This window comes from Chryseobacterium vaccae (assembly GCF_009602705.1).
Lineage (GTDB): Bacteria > Bacteroidota > Bacteroidia > Flavobacteriales > Weeksellaceae > Chryseobacterium > Chryseobacterium vaccae.
Window position 1 is genome coordinate 1,837,846 of record NZ_VSWH01000001.1, and the last position, 17,069, is coordinate 1,854,914.

The 17,069-nt window shown below is 38.1% G+C and carries 12 protein-coding genes; 9 read left to right on the plus strand and 3 right to left on the minus strand.

Annotation, left to right across the window (positions count from 1 at the left end; translation table 11 throughout):
- Positions 1 to 216: 216 nt before the first annotated feature.
- Positions 217 to 561 carry a TfoX/Sxy family protein gene (locus FW768_RS08270; RefSeq protein ID WP_153394485.1) on the minus strand — a complete coding sequence of 115 codons (345 nt, stop codon included), beginning with the start codon at positions 559 to 561 and terminating at the stop codon, positions 217 to 219.
- Positions 562 to 725: 164 nt separating this feature from the next.
- Here FW768_RS08270 and FW768_RS08275 point away from each other — a divergent pair, with 164 nt between their 5' ends.
- The 7 genes from FW768_RS08275 to FW768_RS08305 all read left to right on the plus strand — a co-directional run bounded on the left by FW768_RS08275 (position 726) and on the right by FW768_RS08305 (position 11,180).
- Positions 726 to 1,241 carry a DUF2975 domain-containing protein gene (locus FW768_RS08275; RefSeq protein WP_153394487.1) on the plus strand — a complete coding sequence of 172 codons (516 nt, stop codon included), beginning with the start codon at positions 726 to 728 and terminating at the stop codon, positions 1,239 to 1,241.
- A 1-nt stretch (position 1,242) separates the two neighbouring features.
- Positions 1,243 to 1,446, plus strand: a complete 204-nt coding sequence (locus FW768_RS08280) for a helix-turn-helix domain-containing protein (protein ID WP_045494476.1) — start codon at positions 1,243 to 1,245, stop codon at positions 1,444 to 1,446.
- 137 nt (positions 1,447 to 1,583) lie between these two features.
- Positions 1,584 to 2,456 carry an ABC transporter ATP-binding protein gene (locus FW768_RS08285; RefSeq protein WP_153394489.1) on the plus strand — a complete coding sequence of 291 codons (873 nt, stop codon included), beginning with the start codon at positions 1,584 to 1,586 and terminating at the stop codon, positions 2,454 to 2,456.
- Between the two features lie 2 nt (positions 2,457 to 2,458).
- Entirely contained in the window at positions 2,459 to 5,632 is a 3,174-nt protein-coding gene (locus FW768_RS08290; RefSeq protein ID WP_153394491.1) for an ABC transporter permease/M1 family aminopeptidase, read from the plus strand.
- A 544-nt stretch (positions 5,633 to 6,176) separates the two neighbouring features.
- The gene (locus FW768_RS08295) at positions 6,177 to 6,617 is read left to right on the plus strand and encodes a MarR family winged helix-turn-helix transcriptional regulator (RefSeq protein ID WP_153394492.1); all 441 of its coding nucleotides are present in this window, start codon (positions 6,177 to 6,179) and stop codon (positions 6,615 to 6,617) included.
- A gap of 5 nt (positions 6,618 to 6,622) precedes the next feature.
- Positions 6,623 to 9,031, plus strand: coding sequence for a TonB-dependent receptor domain-containing protein (locus tag FW768_RS08300; RefSeq protein WP_153394494.1), 2,409 nt, complete (start codon positions 6,623 to 6,625; stop codon positions 9,029 to 9,031).
- Between the two features lie 82 nt (positions 9,032 to 9,113).
- Positions 9,114 to 11,180: a M13 family metallopeptidase gene (locus FW768_RS08305; protein WP_153394496.1), complete on the plus strand. Its 2,067-nt coding sequence runs from the start codon at positions 9,114 to 9,116 to the stop codon at positions 11,178 to 11,180.
- A 78-nt stretch (positions 11,181 to 11,258) separates the two neighbouring features.
- Here the strand turns inward: FW768_RS08305 and FW768_RS08310 are convergent, their stop codons facing one another.
- Entirely contained in the window at positions 11,259 to 13,499 is a 2,241-nt protein-coding gene (locus FW768_RS08310; protein ID WP_153394498.1) for a polyribonucleotide nucleotidyltransferase, read from the minus strand.
- A gap of 449 nt (positions 13,500 to 13,948) precedes the next feature.
- On the opposite strand from FW768_RS08310, the gene FW768_RS08315 reads away from it, so the two are divergent.
- A complete protein-coding gene (locus FW768_RS08315) occupies positions 13,949 to 15,370 on the plus strand; it encodes a sugar MFS transporter (protein ID WP_153394500.1) in 1,422 nt (473 codons plus the stop codon).
- 413 nt (positions 15,371 to 15,783) lie between these two features.
- Here FW768_RS08315 and rpsO read toward each other — a convergent pair whose 3' ends face one another.
- Complete coding sequence (rpsO, locus tag FW768_RS08320) at positions 15,784 to 16,053, minus strand: 30S ribosomal protein S15 (RefSeq protein ID WP_062696685.1); 270 nt, start codon at positions 16,051 to 16,053, stop codon at positions 15,784 to 15,786.
- 173 nt (positions 16,054 to 16,226) lie between these two features.
- Here rpsO and FW768_RS08325 point away from each other — a divergent pair, with 173 nt between their 5' ends.
- Positions 16,227 to 16,778 (plus strand): pyruvate decarboxylase, encoded by a 552-nt coding sequence (locus FW768_RS08325; protein ID WP_153394502.1) that lies wholly within the window; start codon positions 16,227 to 16,229, stop codon positions 16,776 to 16,778.
- Positions 16,779 to 17,069 lie beyond the last annotated feature (291 nt).

Sequence of the window (17,069 nt, forward strand, 5' to 3'; positions counted from 1 at the left end):
CTCAAAAGAATAAAAATCAACTCCTAAAGTGTTTAAAATAAGACTTTTGTGCCTTTTGTGGTTTAATAAAAAAGTTTAAACAGCTTTTTGGTTATAATACCAAAGGTGGGCATTAAATTAACTAAAAAAGTGTCATTCATTATGACCTTCATAACTTCCCTCTTCCAACTCCCAGCTTCCTTTCTCCCAACCCAGGTTAAATAGTGAAAAAATTCCTCACTTTTTCTTTGAAGATTTAGCCAGTGGATTATATTCAAGACAGATTTTCATCCAATATTCAAAATCATCAGGCTTCTGAAAACCGATCGGTTCCACATAACAATACTCTTTAAGCTGCTTTCCTCTCATAATCATGGGGAGAAAACCTGCTTTCTCTGAAACCTCCTCTTCCAGTTCCGGGTTATAGCGGCACATCAGATTATCATGGCTGATGTTGATGCACATTTTTCCGTTGACCAGAAAAGCCAGACCACTGAACATTTTTTTCTCTTCAACCTCAATATGTTCTACAGCAGCAAGCCATTCCCTTACCCTGTCTGCCAATTCAATATTATAAGCCATGCTCTTATTTTCTTATTTAAAGTTAATTAAAAACAGCCTTCAGGACAATCTTTCCTCGCTATTATTTTATTAGAACTCCTTTTCAGGATAAAATTTTATTTAAATTAATTATTGTTTTACGATAATTAATTATACATTTGCAATATCAACTTATGTTTATTGCCATGAACCAGACTAAAATTATTTCGAAGATTCTGTATTACATCTGTCTTATCCTTTCGGGTGGGTATCTTATTACAGGTGTATATTCAGGATTATGCCTGTCTACAGGTTTTTCTGTTACTCCTTATAAAGATGGGAAATTTCTTCATATTAATTATCCCTTTACAGAACAGCCTTATTTGAATATTGAAAATAATTATTCCTATATTATTTTCTCTTTCTTACTGGTTTTAGTTTCCTATGGAATTTTTTTCTGGCTTTCCGCTAAAGTTTTTAAGGTATTTTTCCAGGACAAACTGTTTACAAGGGGAAATATCCTTCAGCTTAAGAGATTTTACCTGTATAATATTTTCGTCCCGCTTCCCATAGTGATTATCGCGAGTTTCTTTGTGGAAGTGGAAAGTATGATCTGGGGTCTGGTGTTTATTCACTTTATGCTTGGAATTTTCTGCCTGTTTCTTGCGAATATCTTTAAGCAAGGGCTACATTTGCAAAACGAACAAGACCTATTTATATAACATGCCGATTATAGTCAACTTAGATGTAATGCTTGCCAAAAGAAAAATGCAGAGTAAAGAACTGGCAGAAAAATTAGGCATCACCCCCGTGAATCTGTCCATCCTGAAAACAGGAAAAGCGAAAGGTGTTCGGTTCGATACCCTGGAAGCCATCTGTAAAATCCTCGAATGCCAGCCGGGAGATATCCTGGAATACAAAGAATAATTTCTAACCCTGGAAATTGGAAATTGAAAATGTAAATATTTTCTGAATAACTCCTCAGGTTCTCCTGCATCATCAACTCCATATAAATAGCAGCCTCAAAAGACCTGCCTGTCCTCCTATTACCCAAACTCAAACTTATGAATACTTTATCCATCAATCACCTCAGCCTTACCTACAAAAATGGTTTTCAGGCAGTAAAAGACATCTCTCTGGAGATACAGAACGGAATGTTCGGGCTGCTTGGTCCGAACGGTGCCGGAAAATCTTCGTTAATGAAAACAATCGTAGGACTTCAGAAACCGACTTCCGGAAATATCATTTTCAACGGAAATGATGTTGCCAAAGATCCGGATTACATCAAGAAGAATCTGGGATTTCTTCCACAGGACTTCGGAGTATATCCTAAAGTTTCCGCGAATGATCTTCTGGAACATATTGCGGTTTTAAAAGGGATTACAGACCGTTCCGAACGTAAAAATCAGATTTTAAACCTGCTTGAAAAAGTCAACCTTTCAGACTTCATGAAAAAGGAGGTTCACACTTTTTCAGGAGGAATGAAACAGCGTTTCGGGGTAGCTCAGGCCCTTTTAGGAAATCCAAAGATTATCATTGTTGATGAACCTACAGCCGGTCTGGATCCTGAAGAACGCAACCGTTTCAATTCCCTTCTGGACGATATCAGCCAGGACGTTATCGTCATCCTTTCCACTCATCTGGTAGAAGATGTAAGAAACCTCTGTTCCGAAATGGCCATCATGAATCATGGGCAAATCCTGAAGCAGGGAAAGCCTTCCGAATTAATTTCCGGACTGGAAAACAGGATCTGGAGCAAACCCATCAGTAAAAATGAACTGGAAAATTACCAATCCAGCCACGAAGTGATCAGCAGACAACTCATAGAAAGAGAACTGCACATCACCGTATTCTCCCAGGAACAACCTAAGGACTTCTACCCTGTAACTCCTTTACTGGAACACGTTTACTTCCATTCCCTCACTCAAAAAATTTAGCTATGAACACCTTATTTTTATTTGAAGCCGGACGCATCATCAAGCACTGGCCAGCCTATCTTATATCCCTGATCCTGATCTTTCTGGGTATTTTCTGCGGCAGCCAGTTCAACCTCTCTGCCGGAAAAGGAATTTATCTGAACTCGGCCTATACAACAGGTTTTATGATTGGAATGTTAAGTCTTTCCATTATATTTTTTGCGGTAATCTATGCTGTTCAGATGCTTTTCAAAGATCAGGATTCCAGGTTTGACCAGGTACTTTTTTCATTTCCTTTGACAGAAAGAACCTACCTGAACGGAAAATTCGCAAGTTATTTTGGTCAGACTTTTTTTAGCTTCGTGCTCCTGATCATAGGATTTATAGCAGGCCAGATGACCCGCTCCGGAAGTGAAATACAGCCGGGATTCAATCTGATGTACTCTCTTTATCCATTACTGATCTTCGGAATGCTGAACAGCTTTCTGGTCTGCAGCTTTCTGTTTTTTGTCTCGTTTACCTCAAAGAAAAAGCTGATGACAGTAGCAGGAGGACTTTTGCTGTATGTGTCGTATATGGTTGTCCTGATCTTTTCCAGATCACCGTTTATGGCGGGTAGCCTGCCACAGTCGCCGGAAGCCCAGCAAATCTCAGCGCTTCTGGATCCCTTCGGATTGTCTTCTTACTTTTTTGAAGCCGGAAAATTCTCTGTTGATCAGAAAAATACATTGCTTGTCCCATTCACTGGATACTTGTTATGGAACAGAATCCTATTTATGCTTATTTCCGGGGCATTCCTGTTTTTAACTCATCGTCTGTTTTCGTTTAGTAATGCCTCAAAACATGGAAAATCAAAGAAAATCACCCCAGTTTTACCGGAAAAATCAAAAACATTTATTCCTAATCCTGTTATTTCTTCACAGCATTTCGGCCGTGCAGCTTCTTTTAAATCTGTCCTTTCTTACGCGAAAATTGACCTGATCTATCTTTTTAAAAGTATCGTTGTTCCTGCTGTTGTGATCCTGTTGGTGTTTGCAGTCGGAATGGAAATGTATGCCGAAATCGAAAAGGGAATCCGTCTTCCGCAGAAATATGCAGGATCCGGACTGATGGCGACAACCATTTCAGAAAACTTTCATCTCTTCGGACTGATCGTAGCAGCTTATTTTATCAACGACCTGTATTGGCGAAGCAGCTCATCGGGATTTTCACTGATTGAAAACAGTACTTTCCTTTCCAAAAACAGGCTTGCCGGGCATTTTCTTTCTATTTCAGTACTGATCTTCTTTTTTACCATTGTTCTGGTTATGGAAGGAATTATTTTCCAGGCCGTTTATAACTATCTGCATGTTGACTGGAATGCTTATCTCGGTGTTTTCCTGTTCAATACATTTCCGGTTATTCTTTTTTCAGCATTCATTCTGCTGGTTAATAACCTGATCCGGAATAAATTTATTGCCCTGGGAATTTCTGTTCTGGCAGTTTTCATACTGGCCGGACCGGTTTCCGGGAAACTCATTCATTATCCTCTTTTCAGGATCTTTTCAGATTTCAAAGGAACTTACAGCGACTTTAACGGATATGGACCCTACGCAGCTTCGTTTGCAGAAAGACTGTTATTCGGAGCCGGGATGATCATTGTTTTATGGGGCATGAATCAATGGATAAAAACCAAAAAGCTCAATACTTTATCGTTTATCTTCACTGCGTTAATACTTATCTCAGGGATCTGGACCGGGATGACTTTTATGAAAGGCTATATTCCTGAGAATAAAGAAGAAAATATTGCCAGCTCCGTTCAATATGAAAAAAAGTTTCACCCATACGAAAATCTGCCTCAACCGGAAATTACTAATGTTACGACTGAAATACAGCTCTATCCTTCTCAAAATTCATATCAGATTACAGGAAGATATACACTTGTCAATCTATCCGGAAAACCCATTAACAGAATCCTGATCAATTTCAATTCAGATTTGAAAACAGAATCAGCCCTTTTAAAAACAGAATCCGAAACCATAAAAATTATGGATACAGCACCGGAAATCCTTCTGAAACATCCTTTACAGCCTGGCAGTACAGCTTCTCTCGATTTTCAACTGAATTACCGCTGGTATGCTGTGAATGGCCACCAATCTTTCAATGCAGTCATAGATGATGGTTCTTTTATGAGAATCAGCAGATATTACCCGTTGATAGGTTATCAAAAAAACTATGAAATTCAGGATGAGCATTTACGGAAAAAGAATAACCTCGGAAAACTGATTCCTCTGAAAAAACCGGAAGCTCCCGAAGTTTTTAAAAATGATTTTATCGATCTTGATATGACTATTTCAACCGAAGCGGGACAAACTGCTATCGGCACAGGGGATCTGGTAAAAAAATGGAAGCGTTCAGGAAGAAGCTATTTTCAGTATCATGTCAACAAGATTCCATTCAGATTTGCCATTTCATCTGCTTTTTACCGTGTGAAAACTATTCAATATAAAGGAATTGCCATCAATCTCTTTTATCATGAAAAACATTTCGAAAATGCAGATCATCTTCTCAACAATGCCAAGCTCACTCTAGATTACTGTATTAAGAATTTTGGAAAATATCCTTTTAAAACAGTGAATTTTGCAGAAATTTCTTCTTTCACCAAAGGTTTTGCCGCAACTGCTTATCCATCCGCTGTTTTCATGCCTGAAGATATGGTTTTCCATGCCAATATTCACGCTGATAAAGAACAGGATGTTATTAATGAACTTGCCGGACATGAGCTGTCACATTTATGGTGGGGAAACAGCCAGATTAACCCCGACGAAAGAGAAGGTTCTGTTATGCTTACAGAAACTCTGGCTATGTACACTGAAATGATGCTTTATAAAAAAATGCACGGCAGGGAAAAAATGAAAGACAGGCTTAATGTACATCAGCAGATTTATGATAATGAAAAGGGACTGTTTGAAGACCTGCCAATTTACAGAGCTACGGGAGATACTCCTCATATTTCCTATTCCAAAGGTGCTGTAGCCATGGTAAAACTGAGTGAGCTGATTGGTGAAGATAAAGTAAATACTGCGTTAAAAAACTTTTTACAAAATAATCGGTACCCCAAGAAACCTTCTTCGCTGGATCTACTCAATGAATTTTATAAGTTTTCTCCTGATGCTGCGACTAAAAAGAAGATTGATGCTTTATTTAAAACTATATAATGAATGAAAAAATCTGCGAGACAAAAATCTCCGCAAACATGAGTGGAATCTGTGGGAAACTCAAATTTCATCAATATGATACTGTATTTTTTGGAACGCAAAGTTCAATGCATAGGCAGTTTTGATTTTAAGGAAGCAAAAGTCCAGAATCAACTCTGTTGATTCGATGAAGCGGTGGATTGGCCTCCGGCTGTTTTAACTCTTAAAGTAATCCAGAAAAGTTGCCGAAAATCTTTGATTTTCTTGCGCCTAAAAGCATTATAATAATTAAAATTCTTGCGCCATTGCGCGAAACCAACAAAAGATTCGCTTTATCTACAAAATCACAGAAAAATCTCCACAAATATCTGCTTAATCTGCGAAATTTTCGAGAGAAAAATATGCAAATATTATACAAAAAACCAGCTGTACCCTCATCATACAGCTGGTTTTTCAATTATTACAAAAAAATATTTTCATGTTTCTGTAACAAAATAAAAATACATTTTACTAATTAATTGATATATCAATAATTGATAAGTCATTTTATTTAAATTTTAAAATCATGGAGAAATTAAATTCAATTATATTCTACAATATCGATAAAGCAATCAGGTCTTACAGGAATTACGCGCAACGCCAGCTGAAAGCCCACGGATTTACCATTACCATCGATCAGTGGCTTATTATTAAAGCTGTTCTGGAAAACCCGGGAATTACCCAGAATGAAATTGGTGATCTCGTCTTCAAGGATAATGCTTCAGTGACCAGAATTATAGATCTGCTTGTAAAATCGGAATATGTAGTACGTAACATTCATCCTGAAGACCGCAGAAAAACCAATCTGCAGGTGACCGACTCCGGAAAGAAAATCATTAAAGATGTTCAGAAAATTGTTGAGGGTAACCGAACCAAAGCACTGGAAGGCATTAGCAATGAGGAAATGGAAATAGTGAATTCAGCGATGCTCAAAATTTCAGAAAACTGTCTTAACGCTAAAAAATAAATACCATGACCCGAATATTCTTACTCTTATTAACCTGGATCATAATATTGATGAGCTCCCTGCTCTCTGCCCAGACCTTACAAAATTATTCTCTTTCCGGAACTCTCAGTTCTGAGAAACCGGAACAGTTGGAAATCAACTTATTCAGCCCGGACAATAAACTGATCAAAACCGAAATTGCAGATTCCGGCGGAAAATTCAGCTTTAACGACCTTAAAGCGGGAAACTATCAGTTAAAGATCAGTAAAAACGGTACCGAAGTCTATCAGTCCGGTGATATTGCTTTAACTGAGAACAAAATACTTTCTTCTATTGACCTGAATGTAAAATCCATTGAAGGCGTTACCATCACAAAGGCAAAACCATATATTGAGAGACAGGACGGAAAGATGATCCTGAATGTTGAAAATAGTATTGCCAGCACCGGAAATTCTGCATTTGAAGTCCTGGAAAAAGCTCCGGGTGTGAATGTAGACAGCAACGATAATATCAGCCTCCGCGGAAAAGGAAATCTCCTGGTACAGATCGATGGGAAAAATACTCCCATGACGGGAACCGACCTGGCAGCTTACCTTCGCGGCATTCCCTCTTCTACTGTGGAAAAAATAGAGTTTATTACCAATCCTTCATCTAAATATGATGCAGCTGGTACTTCCATCATCAACATCAAGCTTAAAAAAGATCAGAGAAAAGGGACTAACGGAACCGTTTCAACGTCTCTAGGAACCGGAAAATTTATCAAGAACAATAACAGTATCAGCCTTAACCACCGGAATAAAAAGCTGAATATATTTGCGAATTACAGTTTTGCTTATCGTGAATTTTACAACCACCTGAAGCTTGACAGAAATTTTTATGAGGACGGTGTTTTTCAAAGAGCCTATGTACAGGACAATTTCCTGAAACTTAATTTCAGAAATCATATCGCCAGAGCCGGAATGGATTATTATCTGAACGACAAAAATATTTTAGGTTTTTCCGCAGGATTTGTAAGTAATAAATTTGATCCTAAAGGGGATAATTCAAGCATTGTGCTGGGCAATAATTATCTCCCTGAAAGTAATTTCACTACCAAAAACCGTTCTCATGACCATTGGAAAAATATTTCTTTCAACCTGAATCATAAGTATACACTGGATTCACTAGGTTCGGAGCTGACTACCGATTTCGATTATATTCATTACGCCAACACTTCTCTTCAGAATTTTGAAACAAGGACTTATTCAGCTGGCGGAAACAGCCTTGACATTCTACAGGGTGATATTGGCGGGAATCTTAATATTTATTCCTTAAAATCCGATCTTTCCAAAAACCTGAAAAATGACTGGAAAATTGAAGCGGGAGCTAAAGTAAGTTTTGTAAAGGCAGACAATGATCTGAAATTTTTTGATGCCAGCTCAGGAACTCCTGTCTTGGATGTAAATAAAACCAACCATTTTATTTATGAAGAAAATATCAATGCTGCTTATGGAAATGTATCGAAGAAATGGGAGAAATTCAGTGCTATTTTTGGACTGAGAGCAGAAAATACGAACGTAAAAGGAACCCAGCTGACTACCAATCAGGTCAATAAAAAGAATTATACCCAGCTTTTCCCAAGTGCTGTATTTTCTTACAATATGACGGATAAGAGCAGCCTGGAAGTCAATTTCAGCAGAAGGATCACCAGACCAAGCTACAACCAGCTGAACCCTTTCAAATTCTATCTTGATCCTACTACCTACAGAGCCGGAAATCCTGATCTGAATCCACAGACCACGATGAATTATGAACTGACCTACAGCCTGAGCAATAAATATTTCGCTACTTTAAGCTACAGCAAAACCTCCGAAAATATTACGGATGTGATAAAACCGGTAGTAGAAAACGGAAAAAATATTACCGTACAAACCAATGAAAACCTAAGTTCAGCCTCTTATTACGGACTTAATCTGATTGCTCCGGTAAAATTAACGAAATGGTGGGAAATGAATAACAGCGCCAATTTTTACTACGGATCTTACACCGGAAATGTTTCGGGAACCCAGATTAACAATAAAGGGAATTTCACTTTCAACCTTAACAGCATCAATTCATTTAAATTAGGAAACGGCTTTACAGCTGAGCTTACAGGTAATTACAGAGCGAGGGAAGTTTATGCGTATATGGATGTTCAGCCTAACTGGTATCTGAATATCGGAGCTCAGAAAAAATTCAGCAATAACAGTACGCTGAAGCTGGCTTTCAACGATGTATTCTTTACCAGCAATCCGAAAGCACAGGTGGTTTTCAATAATTACATAGAAAATTTTGTAGTGAAAAGAGACAGCCGAGTGGTAACGCTTTCCTACACCTACAATTTTGGTTCTGCGAAAAACGGACAGCCAAGAAAAACAGGCGGTGCGGATGATCTGAAACAGAGGATCGGAGCATAAAAAGAATAAAATTTTCTATTCAGCATCAACAACTTAAAGGCAACTAAGGAAAAACAAAATTTAACGATAAAAAAACAGCACTATGAAAAAACTTAACATCACCCTACTGGCTATGGCAACATTCTTAGCCTTTGATATGGCCAACGCCCAAAAATCAGGGCCTAATGCCTCAACAGTACGAACTACAAACAATGATCCCGGATTGGATATGTCCTTCATGGATATGTCGGTTCGTCCACAGGATGATTTCTACAACTTCGTGAATGGAAAGTGGATGAAAACAGCCAAAATTCCTTCTGACCGTTCAAGATGGGGAAGCTTTGACCAGCTCAGAGAGAATACGGATAACAATTCTATTTCTATTTTAAATTCGCTTTTAAAAGACCAATTTGCAGACGGAAGCGAAGGTAAAAAAATCCAGAACCTGTATCTCACGTATATGGATATGGATAAAAGAAATAAAGACGGAATCTCTCCTTTAAAAGAAGATGTATCTAAAATTGACGCCATTAAAACCCTTGCAGATCTTAATCAATACCTGACTGCAGCAACAAGACAGGGTAACAATCCTCTTTACGGCTGGGGAGTAAGCGCTGATCTTGCAGACTCCAAAATGAATGCGGTTTATCTTGGAAGCGGTTCATTAGGATTGGGTCGGGATTATTATCAGAAAAATAACGAAAAGAATACTGAAGCCATAAAGGAGTATACAAAATATGTGGCTTCAATGCTGAATGTTCTGGGCTACAAAAATTCTACTGAGGCAGCCGGAAAAATTGTTGATTTTGAAAAATCCATCGCCAAAACTCTGCTTACCAATGAGCAGATCCGTGATGTTAATCTTCAGAATAACCCGAAAACCATGGCGGAACTTTCTGCTCTGGTGAAGAATACAGATCTTCCGGCATATCTTAAAAAAGCAGGGGTACAGACGGATAAAGTGATCATCGGGGAACTGAATTATTATAAAAACCTCGATCAGCTTCTTGTTCCTCAAAACATCAATATCATCAAGGATTATTTAAAATTCAACCTATTGTCGGGAAATGCTTCTTTCCTGACGCAGCAGCTTGATGAAACAAAATTCAATTTTTACAATAAGTACCTCCGTGGCCAAAAGGAGCAGAGAGCTCTTAACAAAAGAGGTTATGAACTGATTAATGGCAGCCTGGGTGAAGCTTTCGGAAAATTATATGTTGAAAAATACTTCCCTGCCGAAGCGAAAGCTCAGATGGAGGAACTGATCGGTTATCTGAAGAAAAGTTTTGCACAGCACATCAGCAATCTGAGCTGGATGTCTTCCACTACGAAGGAAAAGGCATTGACAAAGCTTAATAAATTCACTGTAAAAGTGGCTTATCCAGACAAATGGAAAGATTATTCCAAACTCAATATCCTGTCTGAAACCCAGGGTGGAAATTTATACAAAAATCTTCAGAACATTTCAGGATGGCAGTATCAGGAAGCCCTTGATAAAGTAGGTAAACCGGTTGACAAATCCAGATGGACTATGTCTCCGCAAACGGTGAATGCATATTATAATCCGCAAAACAATGAGATTGTTTTCCCTGCTGCCATTCTTCAGCCCCCTTTCTTCAATCCGAAAGCAGATCCTGCGATTAACTTTGGAGGTATTGGTGCGGTGATAGGACATGAAATCACCCATGGATTTGATGATTCCGGCGCCCAGTTTGATGCGGAAGGAAATCTTACAGACTGGTGGACACCTGAAGATAAAGCCAATTTTGAAAAAGCCACAAAATCTCTTGCCGCCCAATATGACAAGTATGAACCGGTAAAAGGAACTTTCGTGAACGGAACCTTTACGAATGGCGAAAATATTGCAGATCTGGGAGGGGTAAACATTGCTTACGATGCTCTTCAGATGTATCTTAAAGATAAGGGAGCCATAGAAAAGATCAGCGGCTATACGCAGGATCAAAGATTCTTTCTGAGCTGGGCTACGGTTTGGAGAACGCTTTACACGGAACCGGCTTTAATCAACCAGATCAAGACCGATGAGCACACGCCGGGAATGTACAGAGCTTTCGGACCTCTAGTGAATACCGAAGCTTTCTACAAAGCATTTGAGTTAAAATCCGGGGATAAGCTGTATAAAAATCCGGAAGAAAGAATTAAAATCTGGTAAGCGATTATTTCCGATTTTGCGGAATCATAAAACAAAAAAATCCCTCAGTGTGAGGGATTTTCTTATATAGAATTAATCTTAAGCTTCTGTTGAAGGGTTTTGGTCTTCCGCAGGTCTTTCAGCTTGTGGCTTTTGTCCTTCCGGTCTTCTTTGTCCGTCTGGTCTACCCTGTCCTTCCTGTCTTGGTTTTCCTTCCGGTTTTGGAGGTCTTGGTAAAAGAACTTTTCTTGAAAGCTTCATTTTCTTACGGTCATCATAACCCATGAATTTTACTTCTACTTCATCACCTTCAGCATATGGAACTTTGTCTAAACGAGCCCATTCAATTTCAGAAATGTGAAGAAGCCCTTCCGTACCTTTAGCAATAGCCACGAAAGCTCCGAAATCCATTACTTTCACTACTTTACCATTGTATACTTCTCCTACTACAGGAACGAAAGTAATTTCGTTGATCTTCGCTACAGCAGCATTGATCTTTTCTCTGTCTGTACCTGCAATTTCGATACGTCCGATTTCTCCGATTTCTTCGATAGCGATAACCGTATCTGTATCTTTCTGCATCTGCTGGATAATTTTTCCACCAGGCCCGATTACAGCACCAATGAAGTCTTTAGAAATCTCCATTACCACCATTTTCGGAGCGTGAGGCTTCACATCAGCTCTTGGTTCAGAAATAGTTTCCGTGATTTTATTTAAGATGTGTAATCTTCCGTCTCTGGCCTGCATCAAAGCTTTTTCCATGATATCCATAGAAAGTCCCTGAATTTTGATATCCATCTGACAAGCAGTGATCCCGTCTGCAGTACCTGTTACTTTAAAGTCCATATCTCCAAGGTGATCTTCATCTCCTAAGATATCGGAAAGTACAGTGAATTTACCGGATTTTGCATCTGTAATCAATCCCATTGCAATACCTGAAACAGGTTTTGTAATCTGTACCCCTGCATCCATTAATGCTAATGTTCCTGCACAAACTGTTGCCATTGAAGACGAACCGTTTGATTCTAAGATATCAGAAACAATTCTGATGGTGTATGGATTTTCTTCAGGAATAACTGCCTGTAATGCTCTTTGAGCAAGGTTTCCGTGTCCTACTTCTCTTCTTGAAGTTCCTCTTAAAGGTCTTGCTTCACCTGTAGAGAATGGCGGGAAGTTATAGTGAAGGAAGAATTTTTCGTCGTGCTGCGAAATTACGCTGTCTACCATGTTGGCATCTTTCACAGAACCCAGTGTTACAGCAGTCAGAGACTGAGTTTCACCTCTTGTAAAGATGGCTGAACCGTGAGCTCCCGGAAGGTAGTCAATTTCTGACCAGATAGGACGGATCGTCTGAGGATCACGACCATCAAGACGGATATTGTCTTCAAGGATCATCTGACGCATTGCTTCTTTCTCTACGTCGTGATAATATACTTTTACGAAAGGCGTTACTCTTTCCAGCTCTTCTGCATTATCAGCATATTGAGCTAAGAATTCTTCACGAACCGCTTTGAATTTCTCACCTCTCTCTTCTTTACCAGATGGAGTTCTTGCCACCTCATATACTTTATCGTAAGTTTCTTTCCAAACTTTTTCACGAATTTCTTCATCGTGATCTTCGTGAGAATATTCTCTCTTAGGGAAAGCTTTTCCTACTTTTTCTGCTAATCTCTCCTGAGCTTCAATCTGCTTTTTAATTTCAGCATGAGCAAAATTAATCGCTTCTAACATTTCCTGCTCAGAAATTTCTTTCATTTCTCCTTCTACCATTACGATTGAATCTTTAGTAGCTCCAACCATAATATCCAATTCAGAATTCTTTAATTCTTCATAGCTTGGGTTGATAGAAAGCTGCCCATCAAACCTTACCACTCTTACTTCAGACATTGGTCCGTTGAAAGGGATATCAGTAATGGCAATTGCTGCAGAAGCTGCTAAACCTGCCAAATCATCAGGAATCGCTTTTCCGTCATAAGAAATTAAAGAAATCATTACCTGAACTTCAGCGTGGAAATCTTCAGGGAAAAGTGGACGTAATACTCTGTCTACTAATCTCATGGTTAAAATTTCCTGATCTGAAGGTCTTGCTTCTCTACGGAAGAAGTTTCCAGGAATTCTTCCTCCTGCATAGAATTTCTCTCTATAGTCTACCGTTAATGGTAAAAAATCTACTCCGGGATTAGCTTCTTTATTGGCTACAACAGTTGCTAAAAGCATTGTTCCGCCCATTTTTACTACCACAGATCCATCAGCCTGCTTAGCCAGTTTCCCTGTTTCAATTGTGATTTCTCTGCCGTCTGCAAGAGTAATCGTTTCTGTAAACGCTTGAGGTATACTCATAAATTTGTCGTCTTTATACTCCGTATTGAGTATGAATTAATATTTAAACTCTTTAAATTTTCGTCTGCAAAGGTACTATATAATAATGATATATTAAATTTTCAGCTTCAAAAAACCTATGCTACATGGTAAGATTTCATGGATCAGTTTTCTCAAAAACATAAAAATTTCATGCTAAGAATTAGACTTAATGATCATTATGGGGCAGGAAAACCTATTTTTTCAAAGATTATTCATGATAAAATCCGGTCGTTTTCGTATTATTGTCTCAAAAAATGTAAATATAGTTTTACGAAGCCAAAACCATGTCTGTAATAGTATAAAACACTGGAAAAGTTGCAAAAAAACAGGAGACAGCCTTATCTTTGCCCTGCTTCTCACAAAAATATGCTGCAGACGAAAAATCAACTGAACAGGTTTAACAGACTTTTCATATTAAATAAATGTTTATGATCAATAAAGAAGTACAGCCGCAGAACAGAAATTATACTGTTCCGCTGATCACCATCACCCTGCTTTTTTTCATGTGGGGATTTATTACCTGCATGAATGATATTCTCATTCCGTATCTAAAGCAGCTTTTTAAACTTACCTTTTTCGAATCGATGCTGGTACAGTTCTGTTTTTTCGGAGCTTATTTTATCGGATCATTGATTTATTTCCTGATTTCCATTTCCAAAGGAGATCCCATTAACAAGTTAGGGTATAAAAAAGGTATTTTATTCGGGATACTTCTGGCAGCTTTAGGCTGTGTATTATTTTATCCGGCCGCTACTTTTTCCTATTATCCACTATTTCTTGGGGCTTTATTTATTCTCGGACTAGGGTTTACAGTCCTCCAGATCACGGCCAACGCTTATGTATCTTTATTAGGAAGTGAAGAATCGGCGTCCAGTCGTCTGAATATGACTCAGGCCTTCAATGCATTCGGAACAACGATCGCTCCGGTACTTGGAGGACACCTGATCTTTGAGTTTTTCTCAGCTCCGGATGGTTCATTCAGTGCCGTAGCCACAAGAATTCCTTACCTGATCTTTGCAGGAATACTGCTTTTGGTAGGTCTGCTGATCTCCAGAGTAAAGCTGCCTTCTTTCCAAATGGGAGAAGAAGAGATTGTAAAAGGCTGGGGAGCATTGGAATTCAGTCATCTGAAATTTGGTGTTTTTGCCATGTTCTGCTATGTTGGCGGTGAAGTAGCTGTTGGAAGTTTTATCATCAGCTTTCTGGAACAGCCTCAAATCATGGGCTTTAATGAAGTGGTCAGTAAAAATTATCTGGCTTTATATTGGGGTGGTGCCATGATCGGGCGTTTTCTTGGCGCTATTTCTTTGAATCAATCATTAAGTCAGGAGAAAAAAGCCTTTTATATGCTGGCAGCAGCGGCAGCAGTATTCCTGGTGATTTTCAGTATTGTCAATCTGAGTTTTGCACAGATCAGTTTCTTCCTGGTATTCATTGTTCTTAATTTCATTGCTTTCTTTGTTGGTAAAGCAGCTCCTGCAAGAACACTTTCCATATTTGCATCAGTGAATGTCCTTCTGCTGATCTCTGCCATGGTGAACCACGGTGAGCTGGCGATGTACAGTATTTTAGGAATAGGAATTTTCAACTCCATTATGTTTTCCAATATTTACACTCTGGCCATTTCAGGATTAGGAAAATATACCAGCCAGGGATCATCTTTAGTGGTTATGGCCATTCTGGGAGGTGCTATCGTTCCAATTCTTCAGGGATACCTTGCTGATCAGTTCGGAGTGCAGCATTCATTTATTATTCCGGTATTCTGTTATCTGGTTATTCTGGTATTCGGAATTTACTGTACGAAATACCTCGGTCATGTTCAAAGTACGGAAGCAAAATCCGGTCATTAGAAAATCAGTCATAAATAAATATAGAAAGCGAAATACTTAAGGGATTTCGCTTTCTTTTTAGGTGCTTACTAATGATTTTTTCTCATGGATTTTACTTGTTTTATTAAGTTTTTTTAAAGCCGGAGGATTAAATGTTTATGATTTAGGCGGATAAAGTTCACCTCTATTGAATAAATTCTACAGAGTTACATGAACGATTTTTACCAGATAGTCTCTTTGATTTTGCTGATTGAGCTGATTCTTTTTGCTGATAACCAGATAAAAATCGTAGATTTTTAAAGAACTCTTGCGTGCCCGCAGATCTCACAAATACACGGACGTTTGTGAACACTTTATTGTTGAAACAGGAGGGATCTGTAAAACAAAAAAGCAACCTCTTTCGAAGTTGCTTTGTTTTTGAAAATCTTTATAGACTATTTTCTTAAACCTAGTTCAGCGATGATCGCTCTGTATCTTGCGATATCTTTATTTTTAAGGTAATCTAGTAATCTTTTTCTTTTACCTACCAATTTAACAAGAGATTTCTCTGTGTTAAAATCTTTGTGGTTACCTTTTAGGTGACCTGAAAGGTGGTTAATTCTGAAAGTGAAAAGTGCAATTTGTCCTTCAGCACTTCCTGTGTCCTGTGCAGATTTTCCGTGTTTTGCGAAAATTTCCTGCTTTTTTTCTGTTGTTAAGTACATTCCAATATTGTTTAATGATTATTATGTAACGGGTGCAAAATTACGACTATTTTCCGATTCTGCAAACATTATTGATTTCATATATCAAAATTGATAGAAAAAAATGTTAAAAATTTCTTAATAAAGTTTATGTCATCCCATTAAAAGGCAGTAATTTTGCATACGAATTACAGATGAAAAAAATTATATTTTTTACAGCAGTCAGCACTTTTTTATTAATCGGCTTTACTTCAGTGAAGGCGCAGAAAAGCAACAACGACAAAACGAAAAAGGTTTTATACTTTAATCCCGAGGTAGAACCTGACATTGACGAAATCAAAGAACCCACCAATCAGGCTTTTTTCAGCGCTGTTTCAGACAATTTCAGCAACAGAAAAAACAAAATGCTAAGAGCCGGTGTACAAATCCCTTTTGATACCATTGAAAAACAAACCATCACGGATTATTGTGTCAACAATGACGCTGATTTTGCGGTGGTTCCAAAAGTAAAATATTTTAAAGTCGGTATCGGTAAATATGTATTCTCCAATCAGGTTGTTGTCAGCATGAAGCTTTTTGATGCTGTAGGAAATCTTGTAACAGAAACAGATTATGATACCTATCGTAAAAATATGCGGCTTCTCGGTTCTACTGAAAACTCCATTAAAATAGGAACAGATGGTGCCATTAAGGGGATCCTTAAAAAATTACGTAAGCTTAAATACGCTGAGGGAGTAGAATTGTAATTGGTTTAAAGTTTTATATTCAATGTTTAAAGTTGGACGGTCCTTCATAGTACGTTATTAGTATCAATGGTCAATTCAGCTGCGCTGGTCAATGGTTAATTTTATAACCATAAAAAAATTCACTATTCGCTATTCACCTTTGGCAATTCATATTCAAAATTCTTTTAGTTTTAGTTCATCGTTCATCCTACGTTAGACCTCTTATTTTCCAACAAACACTCGCAACCATCTGATTTATAGTTAAATATTTTCATAAAACAGTGAATAATAAAGTAATTTTTCTTATTTTAG